Here is a 236-nt window from a genome sequence, read left to right as displayed (position 1 = left end):
CACCTGGCTCGTCTACCTGTACTGGGACAGCGACCTGGAGAGCTGAGACTGATTCACCAAGCCGGCCCGCGGCGGGGCGGCTCGGTGTACATCGGGACGTGGTGGTTGCGGGGCAGGTAGCCCCGGACGATCACGGGCGGCGGCACGGCCGCCAGGTCGGGCCGCTCGCGGACGACGCGCCGGAGGCGGGGCGGCTCGAAGCCGCGATCCTCGGGACAGGCGGAGGCCGGGGCGGG

Annotated in this window: 1 protein-coding gene; it reads right to left on the bottom strand. The window is 74.6% G+C overall.

Going from position 1 to position 236, the window contains the following annotated elements; genetic code table 11:
- Window positions 1–53: 53 nt before the first annotated feature.
- The coding region (locus AC0IY0_RS29045) for a hypothetical protein (RefSeq protein ID WP_471766512.1) at window positions 54–236 on the bottom strand (183 nt) is incomplete at its 5' end.

The sequence above is a fragment of the Methylobacterium sp. AC315 genome (assembly GCF_979253755.1).
This window is presented reverse-complemented; position numbering and strand designations above follow the sequence as displayed.